The organism is Burkholderia cepacia GG4, assembly GCF_000292915.1.
Classification (GTDB): Bacteria; Pseudomonadota; Gammaproteobacteria; order Burkholderiales; family Burkholderiaceae; genus Burkholderia; species Burkholderia cepacia_D.
Map to the genome: position 1 here is coordinate 3075414 of NC_018513.1, position 19858 is coordinate 3095271.

Annotated in this window: 18 protein-coding genes and 1 pseudogene; 14 read left to right on the plus strand and 5 right to left on the minus strand. The window is 68.4% G+C overall.

Annotated elements, in window-relative coordinates:
* The first annotated feature begins 3 nt into the window (after positions 1 to 3).
* The 3 genes and pseudogenes from secD to GEM_RS31850 form a co-directional block, all read left to right on the plus strand.
* Complete coding sequence (gene secD / locus GEM_RS13960; protein ID WP_014898039.1) at positions 4 to 2025, plus strand: protein translocase subunit SecD; 2022 nt, start codon at positions 4 to 6, stop codon at positions 2023 to 2025.
* 18 nt (positions 2026 to 2043) lie between these two features.
* On the plus strand, positions 2044 to 2994 hold the full coding sequence (gene secF / locus GEM_RS13965) for a protein translocase subunit SecF (RefSeq protein ID WP_014898040.1): 951 nt from the start codon (positions 2044 to 2046) through the stop codon (positions 2992 to 2994).
* Positions 2995 to 3080: 86 nt separating this feature from the next.
* Positions 3081 to 3293: pseudogene (locus GEM_RS31850) on the plus strand (hypothetical protein); the annotation flags it as partial.
* Between the two features lie 22 nt (positions 3294 to 3315).
* On the opposite strand, the gene GEM_RS13970 reads toward GEM_RS31850, so the two are convergent.
* From GEM_RS13970 to GEM_RS13985, 4 genes are all read right to left on the minus strand, one after another.
* Positions 3316 to 4593, minus strand: a complete 1278-nt coding sequence (locus tag GEM_RS13970) for an MFS transporter (protein ID WP_014898042.1) — start codon at positions 4591 to 4593, stop codon at positions 3316 to 3318.
* 173 nt (positions 4594 to 4766) lie between these two features.
* Positions 4767 to 5348 (minus strand): YceI family protein, encoded by a 582-nt coding sequence (locus tag GEM_RS13975; protein ID WP_014898043.1) that lies wholly within the window; start codon positions 5346 to 5348, stop codon positions 4767 to 4769.
* A 64-nt stretch (positions 5349 to 5412) separates the two neighbouring features.
* Positions 5413 to 5973, minus strand: a complete 561-nt coding sequence (locus GEM_RS13980) for a YceI family protein (protein ID WP_014898044.1) — start codon at positions 5971 to 5973, stop codon at positions 5413 to 5415.
* A gap of 8 nt (positions 5974 to 5981) precedes the next feature.
* The gene (locus tag GEM_RS13985; protein ID WP_014898045.1) at positions 5982 to 6542 is read right to left on the minus strand and encodes a cytochrome b; all 561 of its coding nucleotides are present in this window, start codon (positions 6540 to 6542) and stop codon (positions 5982 to 5984) included.
* A 259-nt stretch (positions 6543 to 6801) separates the two neighbouring features.
* Here GEM_RS13985 and GEM_RS13990 point away from each other — a divergent pair, with 259 nt between their 5' ends.
* The 8 genes from GEM_RS13990 to GEM_RS14025 all read left to right on the plus strand — a co-directional run bounded on the left by GEM_RS13990 (position 6802) and on the right by GEM_RS14025 (position 15986).
* Positions 6802 to 7467: a paraquat-inducible protein A gene (locus GEM_RS13990; protein WP_014898046.1), complete on the plus strand. Its 666-nt coding sequence runs from the start codon at positions 6802 to 6804 to the stop codon at positions 7465 to 7467.
* Positions 7464 to 8093, plus strand: coding sequence for a paraquat-inducible protein A (locus GEM_RS13995; protein ID WP_014898047.1), 630 nt, complete (start codon positions 7464 to 7466; stop codon positions 8091 to 8093). The genes GEM_RS13990 and GEM_RS13995 overlap by 4 nt, the downstream gene beginning before the upstream one ends.
* Complete coding sequence (locus GEM_RS14000) at positions 8086 to 9705, plus strand: intermembrane transport protein PqiB (RefSeq protein ID WP_014898048.1); 1620 nt, start codon at positions 8086 to 8088, stop codon at positions 9703 to 9705. Before GEM_RS13995 ends, GEM_RS14000 begins: the two co-directional genes overlap by 8 nt.
* Positions 9702 to 10439: a PqiC family protein gene (locus tag GEM_RS14005; protein WP_014898049.1), complete on the plus strand. Its 738-nt coding sequence runs from the start codon at positions 9702 to 9704 to the stop codon at positions 10437 to 10439. The genes GEM_RS14000 and GEM_RS14005 overlap by 4 nt, the downstream gene beginning before the upstream one ends.
* Before the next feature lie 506 nt (positions 10440 to 10945).
* Positions 10946 to 13060: a site-specific recombinase gene (locus GEM_RS14010; protein WP_014898050.1), complete on the plus strand. Its 2115-nt coding sequence runs from the start codon at positions 10946 to 10948 to the stop codon at positions 13058 to 13060.
* 165 nt (positions 13061 to 13225) lie between these two features.
* Positions 13226 to 14527 (plus strand): THUMP domain-containing class I SAM-dependent RNA methyltransferase, encoded by a 1302-nt coding sequence (locus GEM_RS14015; RefSeq protein WP_014898051.1) that lies wholly within the window; start codon positions 13226 to 13228, stop codon positions 14525 to 14527.
* A 282-nt stretch (positions 14528 to 14809) separates the two neighbouring features.
* Positions 14810 to 15226 (plus strand): VOC family protein, encoded by a 417-nt coding sequence (locus GEM_RS14020; protein WP_014898052.1) that lies wholly within the window; start codon positions 14810 to 14812, stop codon positions 15224 to 15226.
* A 73-nt stretch (positions 15227 to 15299) separates the two neighbouring features.
* On the plus strand, positions 15300 to 15986 hold the full coding sequence (locus tag GEM_RS14025) for a helix-turn-helix transcriptional regulator (protein WP_014898053.1): 687 nt from the start codon (positions 15300 to 15302) through the stop codon (positions 15984 to 15986).
* A 68-nt stretch (positions 15987 to 16054) separates the two neighbouring features.
* On the opposite strand, the gene GEM_RS14030 is transcribed toward GEM_RS14025, so the two are convergent.
* Positions 16055 to 16978, minus strand: a complete 924-nt coding sequence (locus GEM_RS14030; RefSeq protein WP_014898054.1) for a carbon-nitrogen hydrolase family protein — start codon at positions 16976 to 16978, stop codon at positions 16055 to 16057.
* Between the two features lie 80 nt (positions 16979 to 17058).
* Here GEM_RS14030 and GEM_RS14035 point away from each other — a divergent pair, with 80 nt between their 5' ends.
* The 3 genes from GEM_RS14035 (at position 17059) to mnmA (ending at position 19844) form a co-directional block, all read left to right on the plus strand.
* Positions 17059 to 17979: a LysR family transcriptional regulator gene (locus tag GEM_RS14035; protein WP_014898055.1), complete on the plus strand. Its 921-nt coding sequence runs from the start codon at positions 17059 to 17061 to the stop codon at positions 17977 to 17979.
* 210 nt (positions 17980 to 18189) lie between these two features.
* The gene (locus tag GEM_RS14040) at positions 18190 to 18699 is read left to right on the plus strand and encodes an NUDIX hydrolase (RefSeq protein ID WP_014898056.1); all 510 of its coding nucleotides are present in this window, start codon (positions 18190 to 18192) and stop codon (positions 18697 to 18699) included.
* Positions 18696 to 19844 (plus strand): tRNA 2-thiouridine(34) synthase MnmA, encoded by a 1149-nt coding sequence (gene mnmA, locus GEM_RS14045; RefSeq protein WP_014898057.1) that lies wholly within the window; start codon positions 18696 to 18698, stop codon positions 19842 to 19844. The genes GEM_RS14040 and mnmA overlap by 4 nt, the downstream gene beginning before the upstream one ends.
* Positions 19845 to 19858 lie beyond the last annotated feature (14 nt).

Sequence of the window (19858 nt, forward strand, 5' to 3'; positions counted from 1 at the left end):
CTCATGAATCGTTACCCACTCTGGAAATATGTCGTGATGGTCGTGGCGCTCGCCATCGGCTTTCTGTACACATTGCCCAACTTCTTCGGCGAAGCGCCGGCGGTGCAGGTGTCGAGCGGCAAGGCCACGGTCAAGCTCGACTCGACCACGCTGACCCAGGTCGAATCCGCGCTCGCGTCCGCGCAGATCAAGCCGGACGACATCACCTTCGAGAACACGGCGTCCAACGCGAACATCCGCGTGCGCCTGAAGGACACCGACACGCAGTTGCGCGTCAAGGACCTGCTGCAGAAGTCGCTGAACGCCGATCCGAACGATCCGCAGTACGTCGTCGCACTGAACCTGCAGAGTGCGTCGCCGCGCTGGCTGACCGCACTGCACGCACTGCCGATGTATCTCGGCCTCGACCTGCGCGGCGGTGTCCACTTCCTGCTCCAGGTCGACATGACGGGCGCGCTCACGAAGAAGCTCGACTCCGACGCGTCCGACGCGCGCACGCTGCTGCGCGACAAGAACATCCGCGACGGCGGCGTGAGCCGCGTCGACCAGTCCGTCGTCGTGAACTTCAGCGATGCGCAGACGGCGGAAGACGCCCGCAAGGTGCTCGCCGCGTCGGTCACCGAACTGCAATGGGCGACCCAGCCCGGCGGCGGCGGCACGCAGGTCGTCGGCACCTTCACGCCGGCCGTGCAGAAGTCCGTCGAGGACGCCGCGCTCAAGCAGAACCTGACGACGCTCCACAACCGCGTGAACGAGCTCGGCGTGTCGGAACCGATCCTGCAGCAGCAGGGTAACGACCGTATCGTCGTCGAACTGCCGGGCGTGCAGGACACCGCGAAGGCGAAGGACATCATCGGCCGCACCGCGACGCTCGAGGCGCGCCTCGCCGATCCGATCAACACGCATCCGAACCCGAACGACCCCGTGCCGCCGGGCGAGGAACTGTTCACGCAGGGCAACCAGGCGCCCGTGCTGCTGAAGAAGGAAGTGATCTTCACCGGCGACCGCATCATCGACGCGTCGGCCGGCTTCGACGAACACCAGCGTCCGTCGGTCAACATCCGCCTCGACTCTGCGGGCGGCCGCTCGGTGCGCACGGTGTCGCGCGACAACATCGGCAAGCCGATGGCGATGGTGCTGTTCGAGAAGGGCAAGGGCGAAGTGCTGACGGTCGCGACGATCCAGTCGGAACTCGGCGACCGCTTCCAGATCACGGGCCAGCCGACGCCGCAGGCCGCGGCCGACCTCGCGCTGCTGCTGCGCGCCGGTTCGCTCGCCGCACCGATGGACATCATCGAGGAACGCACGATCGGCCCGAGCCTCGGCGCGGACAACATCAAGATGGGCGTCCACTCGGTGATCTGGGGCTTCTGCGCGATCGCCGTGTTCATGATCGCGTACTACATGCTGTTCGGCGTGATCTCGGTGATCGGCCTGTCGGTGAACCTGCTGCTGCTCGTCGCCGTGCTGTCGCTGATGCAGGCGACGCTGACGCTGCCGGGTATCGCGGCAATCGCGCTCGCGCTCGGCATGGCGATCGACTCGAACGTGCTGATCAACGAGCGCGTGCGTGAAGAACTGCGCGCCGGCCAGCCGCCGCAGCTCGCGATCCAGTCCGGTTACGCGCATGCGTGGGCGACGATTCTCGACTCGAACGTCACGACGCTGATCGCCGGCCTCGCGCTGCTCGCATTCGGCTCGGGCCCGGTTCGCGCGTTCGCGATCGTGCACTGCCTCGGTATCCTGACGTCGATGTTCTCCGCCGTGTTCTTCTCGCGCGGGATCGTCAACCTCTGGTACGGCGGCCGCAAGAAGCTGAAGTCGCTCGCGATCGGCCAGGTGTGGAAGCCGGAAGGCGCCGCAGCCGGCGCATCGTTCGCCGCGGCCGACGAATCGACCGACACCGCACGCGCCGCGAAGCTCGCCGCACCCGCGCAGGGCAACGCACCGCGCGCCGGCAAGCCGCAGCTGCGCAACCGCGCGCAGCAAGGCGTGTCGCCGAAGAAACCGGGCTCGACCCAATAAGGCCCCGGAGACGAAGCCATGGAATTTTTCCGCATCCGTAAAGACATTCCGTTCATGCGGCACGCGCTGGTGTTCAACGTGATCTCGCTGGTCACGTTCCTCGCCGCCGTGTTCTTCCTGTTCCACCGCGGGCTGCACCTGTCCGTCGAATTCACCGGCGGTACGGTGATCGAGGTGCAGTACCAGCAGGCCGCGCAGCTCGAACCCGTGCGCGACACGCTCGGCAAGCTCGGCTACGCCGACGCGCAGGTGCAGAACTTCGGCACGTCGCGCAACGTGCTGATCCGCCTGCAGCTGAAGGAAGGCCTCACGTCCGCGCAGCAGAGCGACCAGGTGATGACCGCGCTGAAGGCGCAGAGCCCCGACGTGTCGCTGCAGCGCGTCGAGTTCGTCGGCCCGCAGGTCGGCCGCGAGCTCGCGACCGACGGTCTCCTCGCGCTCGCGTGCGTCGTGATCGGCATCGTGATCTACCTGTCGTTCCGCTTCGAATGGAAGTACGCGGTCGCCGGCGTGATCGCCAACCTGCACGACGTCGTGATCATTCTCGGCTTCTTCGCATTCTTCCAGTGGGAGTTCTCGCTGGCGGTGCTCGCGGCGATCCTCGCGGTGCTCGGCTACTCGGTCAACGAGTCGGTCGTCATCTTCGACCGGATCCGCGAGACGTTCCGCCGCGAACGCAAGATGAGCGTGCAGGAAGTGATCAACCACGCGATCACGACCACGATGTCGCGTACGATCATCACGCACACGTCGACGGAAATGATGGTGCTGTCGATGTTCTTCTTCGGCGGCCCGACGCTGCACTACTTCGCGCTCGCACTGACGGTCGGCATCATGTTCGGCATCTACTCGTCGGTGTTCGTCGCGGGCTCGCTCGCGATGTGGCTCGGCATCAAGCGCGAAGACCTGATCAAGGAAAAGAAGACCGCGCACGATCCGGACGATCCGAACGCGGGCGCGCAGGTGTAAGCGCCACGCCGTTTCGGCTGATACCGGAAGGCCGGTCCGACAGGACCGGCCTTTTTTCATGCGCGCGCCGCCCCCTCTTCCGCCGGCGCGACGGCACGCAGCGCCGCCGCTTCACGACCAACTGGCCCGACTACGCAATGCCGGTCATGCCCGGGCAGGACCCGCTCGCGCCGCTGCAGGCCGCCGACTGGCAGCTCGGGCAAGCGCTCGCTGCGCTCGCCGGTCGCCCCGTGCGGAGCGTCGCTGCACCCGGACAACTGATGCCGGCACAGCCGGCATGCGAGCGCGTCGCCCCCTGACGACGCATCGCCGCGCGCACCGTCACCGGAACCCGAAGCGCCGGCGCAGCACGATCAGCGCCGCGAGGCTCAGCACGGCCGCGAACATCAGGTAGAAGCTCGGCGCGGTCTTCAACCCCGTCGCGCGAATCAGCCACGCGATGATGAACGGCCCGAAACCGCCGAAGATCGTCACCGCGACGTTATACGCGAGCGACATCCCGGTCGTGCGCGTCTGCACCGGAAACACCTCGGACAGCAGGCCCGGCAGCGCCGCGAAATAGCCGGTCATCAGGAACGCGAGCAGCACCTGCAGCGCGATCAGCGTGCCGAACCCCGGATGCGCGACCAGATACGCGAATGCCGGGTAGATCAGCACGAGGATGCCGACAGCCGGCGCGAGCATCACGCGCACGCGGCCATAACGATCCGACCAGTGGCCGACGAGCGGCGCGAACGCCATCTGGATCACGCCGACCACGAGGATCGCCGCGAACGCGGCGGACGGCGCGAGGCCGAGCTGCTTCACGCCGTAGGTCGGCATGAACAGCACGAGATAGGTCGCGACGGTGCCGAGCACGACCACGCCCATCGCGGCGACCAGGCGCGCCTTGTGCGACGCGAACGTGTCGCGCAACGGGCTCGCGGTGCTTTCGGCCGCAAGGAACTCGGGTGTCTCGTCGACTTTCGAGCGGATGTAGTACGCGACGGGCCCGAGCAGCAGCCCGAAGAAGAACGGGATGCGCCAGCCCCACGCGGCCATCTGGTCGGCCGTGAGCTGCGCGTTCAGCACGGTGCCGAAGCCGGCGGCGAGCAGCGTCGTGAGCCCCTGGCTCGCAACCTGCCAGCTGGCGAAGAAGCCGCGCCGGCCGGGCACGTGCTCGGCCAGGAACGCGGTCGCGCTGCCGAACTCGCCGCCCGCCGAGAAGCCCTGCATCAGCCGCGCGGCGACGAGGATCAGCGGCGCCGCGACGCCGATCGTCTGGTAGGTCGGCAACACCGCGATCACCAGCGTGCCGGCCATCATCAGCAGGATCGACAGCGTGAGCGCGGCCTTGCGGCCTGCGCGGTCGGCGTACGCGCCGAGCACGATCGCGCCGAGCGTGCGCATGAAGAACGACACGCCGAACGTGCCGAGCGTGAGCAGCAGCGACACGGTGTCGTTGCCGGCCGGAAAGAACAGCTTCGAGATCGTCACCGCGAAGAAGCCGTAGACGACGAGGTCGAACCACTCGAGCGCGTTACCGATCGACGCGGCGACCACCGCGCGCCACACGCGCGGCGACGAGGCAACGGAGCTGGACTGCGTGACGGCATGCATCGGCGATCTCCTTGTCGTTGTACGTTCTGTCCGACGCGTCGGGTTCCGCGCCGCGATTTGTGCTGACGATTATAGGCGCGCAAAAAAAACCGCCGCGCCCCCTCGAAGGGAGCGCGGCGGCTGGCACGCGACGGGCCGGCGGCGTGACGCGACGGCCGGCCCGGCCGGGCGCGTTACTGCTGCTTGACGGCTTCGGCCGTGATCAGCAGCTTCGTCTTCATCTTGAAGCCGTACTGCTTGCCGTAGTCGAGGCCGAAATCGTCGCGGCTGAATTCGCCGACCGCGTCGACGCCGCACACTTCACGCTTGAGCATCGGATGCGGCATGCACTTGAACCCGTCGATCTTCAGCGTCAGCGGCTTCGTGACGCCATGCATCGTCAGGTTGCCGACCACCGACACCGGCTTGTCGCCGTCGAACTTGATCGTGCCCTTGTAGTTCGCCTGCGGGAACTTGGTCGCGTCGAAGAATTCGGCCGTCTGCAGGTGCTCGTCGAGCTTTGCGCTGCCCGTGTGGATCGACGCGATGTCTGTCGTCACGTCGACCGTACCCGTCTTCGCCGCGCGGTCGAGCGTCACGCTGCCGCTCGACTTGTCGAACTTGCCGCGCCAGACCGACAGGCCGCCGAAGTGGTCGGCCTCGAAGCTCGGGTACGTGTGGCTCGGATCAAACTGGTACGTCGCGCTGTCGGCGAATGCCGAGAACGACAGCGATGCAGCCAGTGCGCCCGCGGCGATGATCAGATGCTTTTTCAACTCTTTCTCCTTGAAACAGCGCCGCGCCCTCGCGCGGCATTCGGGTGATGCGGGAACCCGTCGCTTACTTCGTGGCGACGAGATGGAACTTGATCTGCACTTCGTCCGCGACGATCGACGTGTCCTTCCACTCGCCGGTGCCGACGTTGAACGCCGAACGCTTGATCGGCAGCACGCCGTCGAAGGTCTGCGTCGCGCCGCTCTGCGTGACCGTGACGGGCAGCGTGACGGTCTCGGACTTGCCCTTGATCGTCAGCTTGCCGGTCACGTTGTACTTGTTGCCGCCGGCCGGCGCGATCGTCGACGACGCGAAGGTCGCCTGCGGATACGCCTTCGCGTCGAACCAGTCCTTGCCCGTGACCTGCTCGTTGTACATCTTGTCGCCGAGGTCGAAGCTCGCGATATCGATCGCCATTTGCGCGCTGCCCTGCGCGGCCTTGGCCGGGTCGAACTTCACCTGCGCGGAGAACTTCTTGAACGCGCCTTCGGTCGGCACGTTCATCTGCTTCGACACGGCGGACACCTTGCTCTTCGCGAGATCGACATCGGCGTGCGCCGCGCCCGACGCGACAAGTGACACCGCGGCGAACGCGGTCAGCATGGAGCGGGAGAAAGACACTTTCATGGGATCCTTCATTTGGCAAAGGGAAGCATCCGCGACAGCAGGCCGTCGCGGTCCAACAGCTGGTGCTTGATCGCCGCGAGCACGTGCAGCGAGACGAGTGCAAGCAAAATGTAATTCAAAGACACGTGCAGCGTCTTGAAGGTTTCCTTCAGCACCGGATCGGGATCGATCAGGCGCGGCAGCGGCACGATGCCGAGGTAGACGACCGGGATGTTCGCCGCCGAGCTGTACAGGTAGCCCGTCACCGGAATCACGAGCATCAGCAGGTACAGCAGGCCGTGCACGCCATGCGAGACCGCACGCTGCCACGCCGGCGTATTGCCCGGCAGCGCCGGCGCCGCGTGGGTTGCCCGCCACAGCACGCGGATGGCGGCCAGCACGAACGCCGTCACGCCGATCCACTTGTGCCACGAGAAGTACTTCAGCTTCGTCGGCGTGAAACCGGGGATGTCCGTCATCACCCAGCCGAGCGCGAAGCCGCAGACGATCAGCAGCGCGATCAGCCAGTGCAGCGCGATCGCGGTCTGCGTGTAACGTGCCGGCGTGGCCGGCAGCGAATTCGAAGCCATCTTGGATTCCTCAGTTGAGCGAACGGCTGCGCCGGTAAATTCATCCGACGCTTGTCAAGGGCGCCATGCTACCGCAACCTTTTGACCCGCGCGGACTCTGAGGACAGGCGCGCCAGCCGGCTGTCACGTTCCCGCCATGTTACCGATCGGTCACGCAGCAACCGAACGTTGACACGTCGAAAAAGCCGTTTTGGTAAGATTGGCGCGGGTTCCGGCCCCTCCGACGCGTTCCCCCGCCCGTCGCACAACCGCTTTTTCCATGCAACGACACGACCTGATTGCCTGCCACGAATGCGACGCACTGTTGCATAAACCGCGCCTTGGCGGCCGCGAAATCGCGCGCTGCCCGCGGTGCGACGCGCTGCTCTATCGCAACAGCACCACGCAGATCGAGCGGATCTGCGCGCTCGCGGTCGCGGCACTGGTCACGTTCGTGATCGCGCAGGCGTTCCCGATTCTGGAAATGGACCTGAACGGCACCCGCGTGCAGACGACGCTGATCGGTGCGGTCGAGACCCTGTGGCAGCAGGACATGGCGATCGTCGGCGTGATGGTGTTCTGCTCGACCATCCTGTTCCCGCTCGTCGAGATGGCCGCGCTGCTCTACGTGCTGCTGCCGATTCGCCGCGGCATCGTGCCGCCCGGTCTCAACCTGGTGCTGCGTACGATCCAGCTCGTGCGGCCGTGGGGAATGATCGAAGTATTCATGCTCGGCATCGTCGTCACGATCGTGAAGATGGTGAGCCTCGCGCGCGTCGTGCCGGAGGCCGCCCTGTTCGCGTTCGGCGCGCTCACGCTGATGATCGCCGTCGTGCTGATGTTCGATCCGCGCACGCTATGGGACATCGCCGACGACCTGCGCGCCCGGCGCCTGCCGGCACGGCCCGACACCGCCGCACCGCTGCCGGAAGCGCCCCGCCGATGACCATGCCGACCGCCGCCCGCGAGGGCTACGCCAGCTGCCACGCATGCGGGCTCGTACAGACGATCGATCACCCGCATGCGCATTGCGCACGCTGCGGCAGCGCGCTTCATTTCCGCACGCCGAACAGCATCATGCGCACGTGGGCACTGCTGATCGCGGCCGCGATCCTCTATATCCCGGCGAACCTGCTGCCGATCATGCGCACGTCGTCGATCGTGGGCTCGCAGGAAGACACGATCATGAGCGGCGTCATCTATTTCTGGACGTCCGGCGACTGGCCGCTCGCGCTCGTCGTGTTCGTCGCCAGCATCCTCGTGCCGATGCTCAAGCTCGGCGTTCTGACGATCCTCGTCAGCAGCGCGCAGCGGCGCGCCGCGTGGCGGCCGCTGCAGCGCACCCGGCTGTTCCGGATCGTCGAGCGGATCGGCCGCTGGTCGATGCTCGACATCTTCGTCGTGACGCTGACCGTCGCGCTCGTCCATTTCCGTTCGCTCGCCGTGATCACGGCCGGCCCCGGCGCACTCGCGTTCGGCTCGGTCGTGATCCTGACGATGCTCGCGTCGATGCAGTTCGATCCCCGCCTGATCTGGGATCCAGTCGAAACCTCAGGGAAACACCATGAATAGTCCGCAAGGCCCGCAGCACGACGCGTCCCGGCCGCCCGATCCGACGATCTCGACGAAAAGCGGCTGGCTGCCGTCGCTCGTCTGGCTCGTGCCGCTGATCGCCGCGCTGATCGGTATCGGCCTCGTGATCAAGTCCGTGCGCGAGCGCGGCCCGGAAATCTCGATCAGCTTCCACAGCGCGGAAGGGCTCGAGCCGGGCAAGACGCAGGTCAAGTACAAGGACGTCGAGATCGGCATGGTCAAGACGATCAAGCTGTCGAAAGACCTGTCGCGCGTGCTGGTCCAGGTGCAGCTGAAGAAGGAAGCCGAGGACTTCGCGATCAAGGGCTCGCGCTTCTGGATCGTGCGTCCGCGCATCGGCGCGACCGGCGTGTCGGGGCTCGGCACGCTGCTGTCCGGCGCGTACATCGGCGTCGACGCCGGCCACGGCCAGGACACGCAGACCGACTTCACGGGCCTCGAAACCCCGCCGGCCGTGACCGGCGACCAGAAGGGCACGCAGTACGTGCTGCGCGGCGATTCGCTCGGCTCGGTCGACATCGGCTCGCCCGTCTACTACCGCCGCGTGCAGGTCGGCCAGGTGGTCGGCTTCTCGCTCGACAAGGACGGCACCGGCGTCACGTTCAACGTGTTCGTCAATGCGCCGTACAACCAGTACGTCGGCGTGAACTCGCGCTGGTGGCAGGCAAGCGGCGTCGACCTGCGGCTCGATTCGAGCGGCCTGAAGCTGAACACGCAGTCGCTCGCGACGGTGATCCTCGGCGGCATCGCGTTCCAGACGCCGCCGAACCAGGACAGCGGTGCGACGGCGCCCAACAACACGACCTTCCGCCTCGGCTCCGACGAGACCGACGCGATGCGCGATCCGGACGGCCAGCCGCTGCAGGTCGTGATGAACTTCAACCAGTCGCTGCGCGGGCTCGCGGTGGGCGCGCCGGTCGACTTCCGCGGCATCGTGCTCGGCGAAGTGACGAACATCGGCATCGACTTCGATCCGAAGACCAAGAACTTCCTGATGCCGGTGACGATGAACGTGTATCCGGAGCGGCTCGGCCCGCGCTTCCGCGAAACCATCGAGAGCAAGGGCGAACCGGGCCGCCGCGAGATCGTCGAGCGCCTGGTCCGGCACGGGCTGCGCGGCCAGCTGCGCACCGGCAACCTGCTGACGAGCCAGCTGTACGTCGCGCTCGACTTCTTCCCGAAGGCGCCGACCGTGACGATGGACTCGGCGCGCCAGCCGCTCGAGCTGCCGACCGTGCCGAACACGCTCGACGAGCTGCAGCTGCAGGTCGCCGACATCGCGAAGAAGCTCGACAAGGTGCCGTTCGACCAGATCGGTGCGAACCTGAACAGCGCGCTGTCGAACGCCGACAAGCTGTTCAAGCAGCTCGACACGCAGGTCGCGCCGGAAGCGCGCGACACGCTGTCGGCCGCGAAGCAGACCTTCTCGACCGCCGAGGCGACGCTGCAGCAGGATTCGCCGCTGCAGTCCGACGTGCGCGGCGCGCTGAAGGAGCTGACGCGCACGCTGCAATCGCTGAACGCGCTCGCCGACTATCTGGAGCGCCACCCCGAATCGCTGCTCAAGGGCAAGCCAGGAGATCAACAATGACGACGACACGCGTAAACGGTCTCGCGAGCGCTGCGGCGGCAGTCTGCGCCGCATTCGCGCTCGCCGCGTGCAGCTCGCCGCCCGCGCGGTTCTATACGCTGAGCCCGGCCGACGCCGCGGCGCCCGTGCGCACCGCGCCCGCCAACCCGCCGTTCCTGATCGAGGTGCCGTCCGTCGGCGTGCCCGAACAGGTCGCGAAGAACCAGCTCGTCGTGCAGAAGAACGCCGCACAGGTCGACGTGCTCGAGCAGGAGCGCTGGGCCGCGCCGCCCGCCGACGAGATCCGCCGCGCGCTGTCGGACGATCTCGCCGCGCAGCTCGGCACGATCGACGTCGCGAATTCCGCCTACCCGGCCGGCGTGCCCGTCTATCGCGTCAGCGTGAACGTGCAGCGCTTCGAATCGTGGCCCGGCAAGCGCGCGGCGATCGATGCGGTGTGGAGCGTGCGCGCGCTCGGCACGCAGGCGGTGATGACATGCCGCACCAGCGTCGCGGAGCCGGTCGCCGACGGTTACGACGCCCTCGTCGCCGGCCACCGGCGCGCGCTGGACGTAATCGCGTCGCAGGCCGCGTCCGGCGTGCGCGCGATGGCCGCCCGGCGCGGTGCGACGGCTGCGTCGACCGCAGCGGCGTCCACGTCCGGCAAGGCAACCGCCGCCGCGCCCGTCGTGCCCTGCCCGGCCAATCCGATGCCCGGCGACGACACGGGCGCGACCGGCAAGTCCGGCGCGTAAGCGCGCCGCGCACGGGCGAGCGGCCGATGCACCCGCGCCTGCGACTGCAGTCGGCACGCCCTGCCCGATAGCGATTATCGGCATCGATCCGCGTGCGCGCGCGGCCGCGCACGCGCGACCTCGCCGCCTGCGGTGCTACCGTCGACGTCGCACCGCACACATCGGCCGAACGGCGGCTTTGCACTGTTTGTAGAAATCCGCCGGAACCGGCGCCACGCAACGCGGTCGGCTTGCGTTTTCGCGCCCGATTGACGATCCTACCCACTTTCAGGCCCGCGCCGCCCGTCGTGCGCGCGAGCCAGCGGCAATCGGCCCGCGTCCGGTCCGATCGCCGCGTCCCCCGGGGCCCGCACGCGAGTCGCGTGCATTGCATCGGAGCAGCCGCATCGCGGGTCGCCGCGCATCGTCCGGCCACCCGACCAGCGTCACCCGTTCTCCCCGGCGCCGCGCCGCGTTCCCGGCCGGCATCCCGAACCCGCCCGTCCAGGGCTTTCGCTATTCCGTTTATGTTTCGTTCCCTGACGACCCTGATCAAGAAGTGGCGCGCGTCGCGCAATGCGGGCCACCAGCTCGATGCGCTGCTCGCGCACGCCGACGCTCACGCGTCGTACGCCGAGCGCAGCGAATGGCTGATCGAGCTCGCGCACTGGCTGCGCCGCCACGGCGCGATGCAGGACGCGCCGGCCGAACGCGACGCCGACGCGCGCGCGTATCCGGCCCATGCGCGGCTGCGCTACCTGTTCCATGTACTCGACCGCAATCCCGTGTGGAAATCGCACGCCGCGCGCATCCTGCGCGGGATCCTGCGCGAGTGCGACGGCATCTCGCTGCTGTGCGACGCCGGCATGCCGGTGCACGCCGGCTTCTTCGGCGCGCTGTTCGAGCGGATCGACTCGTCGCTGATCCCGCCGGCGCCGAACCGCCGCGAGCTGACGGCGCTGTTCACGCTGATGTTCCCGACGCCGGAAGACGCGCAATGGATCGACGCGCTGCCGGACGACCTGCTCGCGCGCCTCGCCGGGCTGTTCGCGTTCGACGTCACCGACGAAGAACGCCACGAACCCGGCTCGTTCTCGCGCGACCTGCTGGCCGCGCTGCACAACCTGACCTGCCAGATCAGCTCGACCGGGCTATCGCAGACGGTACGCAGCCGCCTGTCCGACGACGATGCGCGCAAGCCGCTCGAAACGCAGCCGTTCTACCGGCTCACGCGCGCGATGCTCGCGGTCGAGACCGCGCACGCGGCCGCCGAGGACGGCGGCGAGCCGAGCAAGCTGCTGCACGAGGTGAACTACCTGCGCGTGCTGCTCGACGAATGCCGGATCGCGGTCGACGACGTGTTCGCGCACCTGTACCGCAACGGCGTGTCGGTCGACATCGTGTTCCAGGTCGAGCGGATGCGCATGCGCATCCTGCGTGCGGAAATGCTGCTCAACGCGTGGATGACACGCGATGACCTGCGCGGAATGGCACGCCTGACGGCCGAGCTCGTCGACGCGAACCAGAACAGCCAGAGCGTGTCGCACCTCGTGCGCAGCAACTTCTCGCTGTTCGCGCGCAAGCTCGTCGAGACCAACGCGGACACCGGCGAGCACTACATCTCGCGCGGTCGCGCCGAGTACCTGAAGATGCTGCGGATGGCCGCGGGCGGCGGTCTCGTCACCGTCGCGACCGTCTGCGTGAAGTTCGCGATCACGGGCGCGCACCTGCAGTCGATGCTCGAAGGGCTGCTCGCGGGCGTGAACTACGCGGCGAGCTTCATGCTGATGCACTTCCTGCACTTCACGCTCGCGACCAAGCAGCCCGCGATGACCGCGCCGACGCTCGCGCGCGAGCTCGACGACACCGGCCACGAAGAAGGCGTGAAGGCGTTCGTCGCGTCGGTGATCGCGCTGATCCGCACGCAGGCGGCGGCGATCTCCGGCAACGTGCTCGTCGTGCTGCCCGTGTGCCTGCTCGTGCAGCTGTTCGCGGGCAACCTGCTGCACGCGAACCTGATCTCGCCGGAGAAGGCGCACGCGACGCTGCATTCGTTCTCGCTGCTGGGCCCGACGCCGTTCTACGCGGCGCTCACGGGCGTGCTGCTGTGGGCGTCGAGCCTGCTCGCGGGCTGGGCCGACAACTGGTTCGTGCTGCACCGGGTCGGCGACGCGCTCACGTACAACCGCCGGCTGCGGCTCACGCTCGGCGCGACCGGCGCCGCGAAGCTCGCGCACTTCTGCCGGTCGAACGTCGCGGGCGTGGTCGCCAACGTCGGCCTCGGCCTGATGCTCGGCCTGATCCCGGCGATCGTCACCGTGTTCCTGTTCCCGTTCGAGGTGCGGCACGTGACGCTGTCGGCCGGCTCGATCGGGATCGCGCTCGGCGTACTCGGCAAAAACGCGCTGAGTACGCCCGAGCTGTGGTGGGCCGGTGCCGGCGTGCTGAGCATGGCGATCCTCAACGTGCTCGTGAGCTTCGCGCTCGCGTTCACGATGGCCGTGCGCTCGCGCAGCCTGCGCCGGACCAAGGTGCGCGCGCTGGTCGCCGCGATCGTCCGCACCGTGCTGTCGAAGCCGTCCGCGCTGTTCTGGCCGGCCGGCGGCCCGGCAGCACGCGCCGGCCAGCCGGGTTCGCACTGACCGCGCGACAGCAGCGCGGCACCCCGCCGGGCGCCGCCGCACGGGCCGCCCGGCGCACGCGTGCGGGCCGCGCACCCGCATCGGCATCCCGAATCGGACGCGACGCCGGCCCCGGTCGCCCGCGCCGCGTACAATAGTGGACTTTTGCACGTCCTCACCCGCCTTATGTCCTCGCCCACCCTGTACGAATTCTTCGCTCCCTGCCCGCGCGGCCTCGAAGCGGCACTTGCCGCCGAGCTGGCCGAGATCGCCGGCCGCCATCTGGACGGCGCGCCGTTCACCGCGGGCGCGCAGGTGCCGGGCGGCGTCCACTTCAGCGGCGGCTGGGCCGCCGGCATGGCCGCGAACCTCCATTCGCGGATCGCGAGCCGGATCCTGCTGAAGATCGCGCACCGCCCGTACCGCAACGAACAGGACGTCTACGCGCTCGCGCTCGAGCAGCCGTGGGAACGCTGGTTCGCGTCGACCCAGACGCTGCGCGTCGACATCACCGCGATCAAGTCGCCGCTGAAGAGCCTCGAATTCGCGACGCTGCGCGTGAAGGACGCGATCTGCGACCGGATGCGCGACAAGACCGGCGCGCGCCCGAGCATCGACACCGGTGCCCCCGACGTGCGCGTGTTCGCGTTCCTGACGGCCACCGAATGCACGCTGTACCTCGATACATCCGGCGAGCCGCTGTTCAAGCGCGGCTGGCGCCTCGACAAGGGTGCGGCGCCGCTGCGCGAGAACCTCGCGGCCGGCATCCTGCGCCTGACGGGCTGGACGCCCGGCACGGCGCTGTACGACCCGATGTGCGGCAGCGGCACGTTCCTCGCGGAAGCCGCGCAGATCGCGCTCGGCGTGGCGCCGGGCGTCGAGCGCCGGTTCGGCTTCGAAAAGCTCAAGCAGTACGACATCACCGCATGGCAGGGCCTGAAGGTCCCGGCACTGGACGCGAAGCGCGCGGCGCGCGGCAAGCGCAACGACGCGCTCGGCGTGTACGGCAGCGACATTTCCGGCGACATGCTCGAGAAGGCGCGCGCGAACCTCGAACGCGCGGGCGTGCCGTCGGTGTGGCTCAAGCAGGTCGACGCGCGCGGGATGACGCCGCCGTGCGACGGGCCGGGCATCATCCTCGCGAACCCGCCGTACGGCGAGCGGATCGAGGTGCGCGGCCGCAGCGCGCGCGGCGAGGTCCGCGAGACGGGCCGCAACCGCGGCAACGACGACGCCTTCCGCCGCACGCACACCGACGCGCCGGACAGCGAGTTCTTCAACGCGCTCGGCGATGCGCTGAAGCAGCGCTTCACGGGCTGGCAGGCGTTCCTGCTGACGTCCGACCGTTCGCTGCCGGGCCAGCTGCGGCTGCGCGAATCGGCGAAGACGCCGCTGTTCAACGGCGCGCTCGAATGCCGGCTGTTCCGCTTCGACCTGATCGCCGGCAGCGTGAAGGCTCGCCCGGCCGCGCCGGAAGGCGACGCCTGACGCAGGAACCGGCCGCTGCGGCCGCCTGCTGACACGCACGATGCCCGGCCAATCGGCCGGGCTTTTTTCTTTCCTCTGACCCAATGCGGGCGGCGCCACGCGTGCCGTCCCTCCCCCCACGCGCCGCCGCGGTTCCGCACGGCCGGACGTCATCGCAGCCGCCTTTTGTCAGCACCGCCACGACTACTGACAGCACGCTGTCAGCAGCCCCGCGCCACACTGCAATCCCGGCGCAATGCAACGCTGGTTTCCATCCAGAACCCGAACAACAAGGAGCGCGTCATGACGTCCGCAACCGCAACCGCAACTGCAACCGTATCCCTGGAACGCGCGATCGCGTGGTTCGACATCCCGTCCCTCGATTTCGACCGTGCGATCCGTTTCTACGAAACCGTGCTGCAAACGACGCTGCAGCGCGAAGTCATCGGCGGCGTGCCGATGGCCGTGTTCGATCACGAAGCATCGAGCACGGGCGGCAGCATCGTGTTCGATCCGCAGCAGATGAAGCCGAGCGCGAACGGCGTGCTTGTCTACCTGAACGCCGGCGAGTCGGTCGTCGCGGCGCTCGAACGCGCGAAACGCGCGGGCGGCGTCGTGCAGGGCTCGGTCGTCGAGCTGCCGAACAACTACGGCTACATCGGCTACCTGATCGATACCGAAGGCAATCGCGTCGGACTGCACGCGCCGAAATGCCACTGAGCGCGTCCACGCTCCGGCCGGCGCGGCGCTATCATCGCGAAGTCCCCGTAGCCGTTGGAGTCGAGGTGCAGCCATGACGCGCCGTGCCGACCGCCTGTTCCAGATCGCCGAGCTGCTGCGCGGGCGGCGCCTCACGACCGCGCAGCAGCTCGCCGACTGGCTGTCGGTGTCGCCGCGCACGGTCTATCGCGACGTGCGCGACCTGCAACTGTCAGGGGTGCCGATCGAAGGCGAAGCCGGCATCGGCTACCGGCTGAACCGCAACGCGAGCCTGCCGCCGCTCACGTTCACGGCCGAGGAGCTTGGGGCGCTCGCGGCCGGCGCGCGGATGCTCGAGACATGGGGCGGCGCGCGCTTCGCGGGCGGCGCCCGTTCGGCGCTCGCGAAGATCGCGTCCGCGATGCCGGCCGACAAGCGCACCGCGCTCGATCGCCTGCCGGTGTTCGCGCCGTCGTTCCACATCGACGAGACGTTTTGCGCGAAGGTCGACGCGATTCACCAGGCGGTGGACACGCGTCACGTCGTCAGCTTCGGCTACCGCGACCGGCTCGGCGCGCACACGCAACGCCGCGTGTGGCCGCTCGGGCTCGTCTACTGGGGCGGACGCTGGACGATCGGCGCATGGTGCGAACTGCGCGACGACTTCCGCACCTTCGATATCGCGCGGATGGGCGACATCACCGTGCACGAGCAGTTTCCGGACATGGAAGGACGGCGGATCGCCGACTACATGCGGATCGCGGAAGCGCCGATGCGCTGACGCGCCGGGGGCGGCGATCGCGCGGCCGCCGTTCGTTCGCCGGGGCGCCCGCGCCCCGGCAACCGCTGTCACGCCCCGAACACCACCGACCGCTTCGGCCGCTCGTCGACGTGCAGCGAAAACACGTCGGCGCGCGCATAGTGCCCGACCACGTCGAAGTCGTAACGCGCGCGCACGAGTTCGTCGGTATCGATGCGCGCGGTCACCAGCCCCGCCTCGCCGATCAGCGGCTCCGTCAGCAGGTCGCCGAGCGGCCCGACGATCACGCTGCCGCCGCGGATCAGCGGCCGCTCGGGGTCCCAGCCCGGCACGTCGATGCCGAGCGCGCGCGGCGACGGCTGCACCTGGCACGCGCTCACGACGAAACAGCGCCCCTCGTGCGCGATGTGGCGCATCGAGCTTTGCCACACGTCGCGCTCGTCGACGGTCGGCGCGCACCAGATCTGCACGCCCTTCGCGTACATCGCGCAGCGCAGCAGCGGCATGTGGTTCTCCCAGCAGATCGCAGCGCCCGCGCGGCCCGCGGCCGTGTCGACCACCGGCAGCGTCGAGCCGTCGCCCTGCCCCCAGATCAGCCGTTCGGTGCCGGTCGGCATCAGCTTGCGGTGCTTCGCGACGAGCCCGTCGCTCGGATCGAAGAACAGCGCAGTGCAGTACAGCGTGCTGCCGCCGCGCTCGATCACGCCGACCACGAGGCTCGCGCCCGTGCGCTGCGACAACGCGGCCAGTTCGTCGGTTTCGGGCCCCGGCACGTCGATCGCCTGCGCGGCGTAGCGCGCATACGCATCGCGGCCCTCGGGCAACCGGTAACCGAGCCGCGTGCCGAAGATCTCGCCTTTCGGATAGCCGCCGAGCACGGCCTCGGGCAGCACGACGAGCGACGCGCCGCTGTCGCGGATCGCGGTTTCGTAGCCGACGATCGAGTCGAGCGTGGCGCGCGTGCCGGCGGGCGATGCGCCGATCTGCAGCGCGGCGATGACTGAGGTGGACATGAAGGCGTCTCCGGTGAATGGGATGACGCCATCTTTATCGATATCATTTCATCGATCAAATCGATACAACGATAACTGACATGAATGCGGATGATATCGCCAGCCTCGACCTGAATCTGCTGAAGGTATTCGAGGCGCTGCATGAAGAAGGCGGTGCGAGCCGCGCGGCGCTGCGGCTCGGCCTCACGCAGTCGGCCGTCAGCGCGGCGCTCGCGCGGCTGCGGGTGATCTACGCCGATCCGCTGTTCGTGCGCACCGGCCGCGGGCTCGCGCCGACGCCGCGCGCGGACGAACTGAAGCCGATCCTGTCCGATGCGCTCGACCGCTGCCGCGCAAGCCTCGCGATCGCGGCCGACGGCGGCGAGCGGGTCGGCCGCACGATCTCGATCGGGCTGTCGGACGACTTCGAGATCGCGCTCGGCCGTGCGCTGATCGACGCGGTCGCGCGGGAAGCCGCGGGCATCCGGCTGATCTTCCGGCAGACCCACAGCAGCATCGCCGGCGATGCGCTGCTGCGGCACGGCGTCGATCTCGCGATCGCGTCGGGCGGGTTTTCGGCGAACGGGCTCAGCCGGCGCGCGGTCGCGACGGGCGGCTACGCGTGCCTGATCGATCCGGCCGGGCGCGCGCGGACGCCCCGCACGCTCGCGCTCGCGGATTTCCTGCAGCGCGATCACTTGCTCGTGTCGTCGGGCGGCGTGATCGGCATCGTCGACGAGGCGCTGGCCGCGCTCGGCCACAAGCGGCGTGTCGCGGCATCGACCACGCATTTCGCGGCGCTGCCGTACCTGCTCGCCGGCTCCGACGCGGTGGCGACCATCCCCGCGCACGCGGCGCGCGCGATCGCGCAGTCGACAGCGCTGCGCGCGCTCGCGTGCCCGGTCGAGCTGCCGCGCTACCCGGTGGAGATCGGCTGGCGCACGAGCACGCAGCGCGACCCGGCGATCGTGCGTGTCCGCGACACCATCGCGGCCTGCGTCGCAACGATCGTCGCGCCATAACAAGGGCCTGATTTGGTTTGCGCCGGTCGGGCGGTCCGGCCGCCCCGCCCGTCGATCGACGCAGACGACCGCCGCGCGGCCGCGGATGCGTCGCGGCGCAGGTCGTTCGGCACACCGCCATCGACCGAGCGACCGGGGAAGCCACTAGGGTCGGATTCGTCCAGCGAGACGGCCGGCAGCGTCCGGGCGCAACCGGTAAAATGCCGAACCATGAAACCCGAAATCTGGACCCCGCATGTGACGGTCGCGGCGCTCGTCGAGCGCGCCGGTCGCTTTCTCGTGATCGAGGAAGAAACCTCGACGGGCCTGCGCATCAACCAGCCGGCCGGCCATCTCGAAGCCGGCGAGACGCTCGCCGACGCCGTGATTCGCGAGACGCTCGAGGAAACCGCGCATCCGTTCGTACCCGACGCGCTCGTCGGCGTCTATCTCGCGCATTACGACCGTCCCGGCAGCGCCGGCGCGACCTACCTGCGCTTCACGTTCTGCGGCACCGCCAGCGAACCGCTGCCGGGCCACGCGCTCGACGAAGGCATCGTCCGCACGCTGTGGATGAGCGCTGACGAACTGCGCGCGTGCAGCGAGCGCCACCGCTCGCCCGCGGTGATGCGCTGCATCGACGACTATCTCGCCGGGCGGCGCATTCCGCTCGATTTCCTGCACACGCATTCGGTCGCGCCGCGTCCGGAAGCATTCGACCGTCAGGCGGTAAACAAATGAGCAAGCGCCGTGTAGTAGTGGGCATGTCGGGCGGCGTCGATTCGTCGGTGACCGCGTGGCTGCTGAAGGAACAGGGATACGACGTGGTCGGCCTGTTCATGAAGAACTGGGAAGACGACGACGACGGCGAATACTGCTCGACGCGCCAGGACTGGATCGACGTGGTGTCGGTCGCCGACCTGATCGGCATCGACGTGGAAGCCGTGAACTTCGCGGCCGAATACAAGGACCGCGTGTTCGCCGAGTTCCTGCGCGAATACTCGGCCGGCCGCACGCCGAACCCGGACGTGCTGTGCAATGCCGAGATCAAGTTCAAGGCGTTCCTCGATCACGCGATGTCGCTCGACGCGGAAATGATTGCGACCGGCCACTACGCGCGCGTGCGCGAGCGTGACGGCCGCTTCGAACTGCTCAAGGCATTCGATCATACGAAAGACCAGTCGTACTTCCTGCACCGGCTGAACCAGGCGCAACTGTCGAAGACGATGTTCCCGCTCGGCGAGATCCCGAAGACGAAGGTACGCGAGATCGCCGCACAGATCGGGCTGCCGAACGCGAAGAAGAAGGATTCGACCGGCATCTGCTTCATCGGCGAACGACCGTTCCGCGATTTCCTGAACCGTTATCTTCCGACGAAACCCGGCCCGATGAAGACGCCGGACGGCAAGATCGTCGGCGAACACATCGGCCTCGCGTTCTACACGTTCGGCCAGCGCAAGGGCATCGGGCTCGGCGGCAGCAAGGACGGCAGCGGCGAACCGTGGTTCGTCGCCGCGAAAGACATCGCGTCGAACACGCTGTACGTCGTGCAGGGCCACGACCATCCGTGGCTGCTGTCGCGGCAGCTCGTCGCCGGCAACGTGAGCTGGGTCGCGGGCGAGCCGCCGGCCGACGGCTTCTCGTGCGGGGCGAAGACGCGCTACCGGCAAGCCGACGCGGGCTGCTCGTTCGGTCGCGCCGACGCCGGACGCTTCTCGCTCGCATTCGACGACGCGCAATGGGCGGTCACGCCCGGCCAGTCGGCCGTGCTGTACGACGGCGAGATCTGCCTCGGCGGCGGCATCATCGAGTTCGCGGCCACCGGCCAGCCGGGCCAGACCGCACCGGCGGCAGGCCACGCGAGCGCACTCGCCGAAGCACGCTGACATCCATTCGGTTT

Coding starts and splice junctions, on each gene's coding strand:
- secD (WP_014898039.1), top strand. CDS start 4: ATGAATCGTTACCCACTCTGGAAATATGTCGTGATGGTCGTGGCGCTC.
- secF (WP_014898040.1), top strand. CDS start 2,044: ATGGAATTTTTCCGCATCCGTAAAGACATTCCGTTCATGCGGCACGCG.
- GEM_RS13970 (WP_014898042.1), bottom strand. CDS start 4,593: ATGCATGCCGTCACGCAGTCCAGCTCCGTTGCCTCGTCGCCGCGCGTG.
- GEM_RS13980 (WP_014898044.1), bottom strand. CDS start 5,973: ATGAAAGTGTCTTTCTCCCGCTCCATGCTGACCGCGTTCGCCGCGGTG.
- GEM_RS13985 (WP_014898045.1), bottom strand. CDS start 6,542: ATGGCTTCGAATTCGCTGCCGGCCACGCCGGCACGTTACACGCAGACC.
- GEM_RS13990 (WP_014898046.1), top strand. CDS start 6,802: ATGCAACGACACGACCTGATTGCCTGCCACGAATGCGACGCACTGTTG.
- GEM_RS13995 (WP_014898047.1), top strand. CDS start 7,464: ATGACCATGCCGACCGCCGCCCGCGAGGGCTACGCCAGCTGCCACGCA.
- GEM_RS14000 (WP_014898048.1), top strand. CDS start 8,086: ATGAATAGTCCGCAAGGCCCGCAGCACGACGCGTCCCGGCCGCCCGAT.
- GEM_RS14005 (WP_014898049.1), top strand. CDS start 9,702: ATGACGACGACACGCGTAAACGGTCTCGCGAGCGCTGCGGCGGCAGTC.
- GEM_RS14010 (WP_014898050.1), top strand. CDS start 10,946: ATGTTTCGTTCCCTGACGACCCTGATCAAGAAGTGGCGCGCGTCGCGC.
- GEM_RS14015 (WP_014898051.1), top strand. CDS start 13,226: ATGTCCTCGCCCACCCTGTACGAATTCTTCGCTCCCTGCCCGCGCGGC.
- GEM_RS14020 (WP_014898052.1), top strand. CDS start 14,810: ATGACGTCCGCAACCGCAACCGCAACTGCAACCGTATCCCTGGAACGC.
- GEM_RS14025 (WP_014898053.1), top strand. CDS start 15,300: ATGACGCGCCGTGCCGACCGCCTGTTCCAGATCGCCGAGCTGCTGCGC.
- GEM_RS14030 (WP_014898054.1), bottom strand. CDS start 16,978: ATGTCCACCTCAGTCATCGCCGCGCTGCAGATCGGCGCATCGCCCGCC.
- GEM_RS14035 (WP_014898055.1), top strand. CDS start 17,059: ATGAATGCGGATGATATCGCCAGCCTCGACCTGAATCTGCTGAAGGTA.
- GEM_RS14040 (WP_014898056.1), top strand. CDS start 18,190: ATGAAACCCGAAATCTGGACCCCGCATGTGACGGTCGCGGCGCTCGTC.
- mnmA (WP_014898057.1), top strand. CDS start 18,696: ATGAGCAAGCGCCGTGTAGTAGTGGGCATGTCGGGCGGCGTCGATTCG.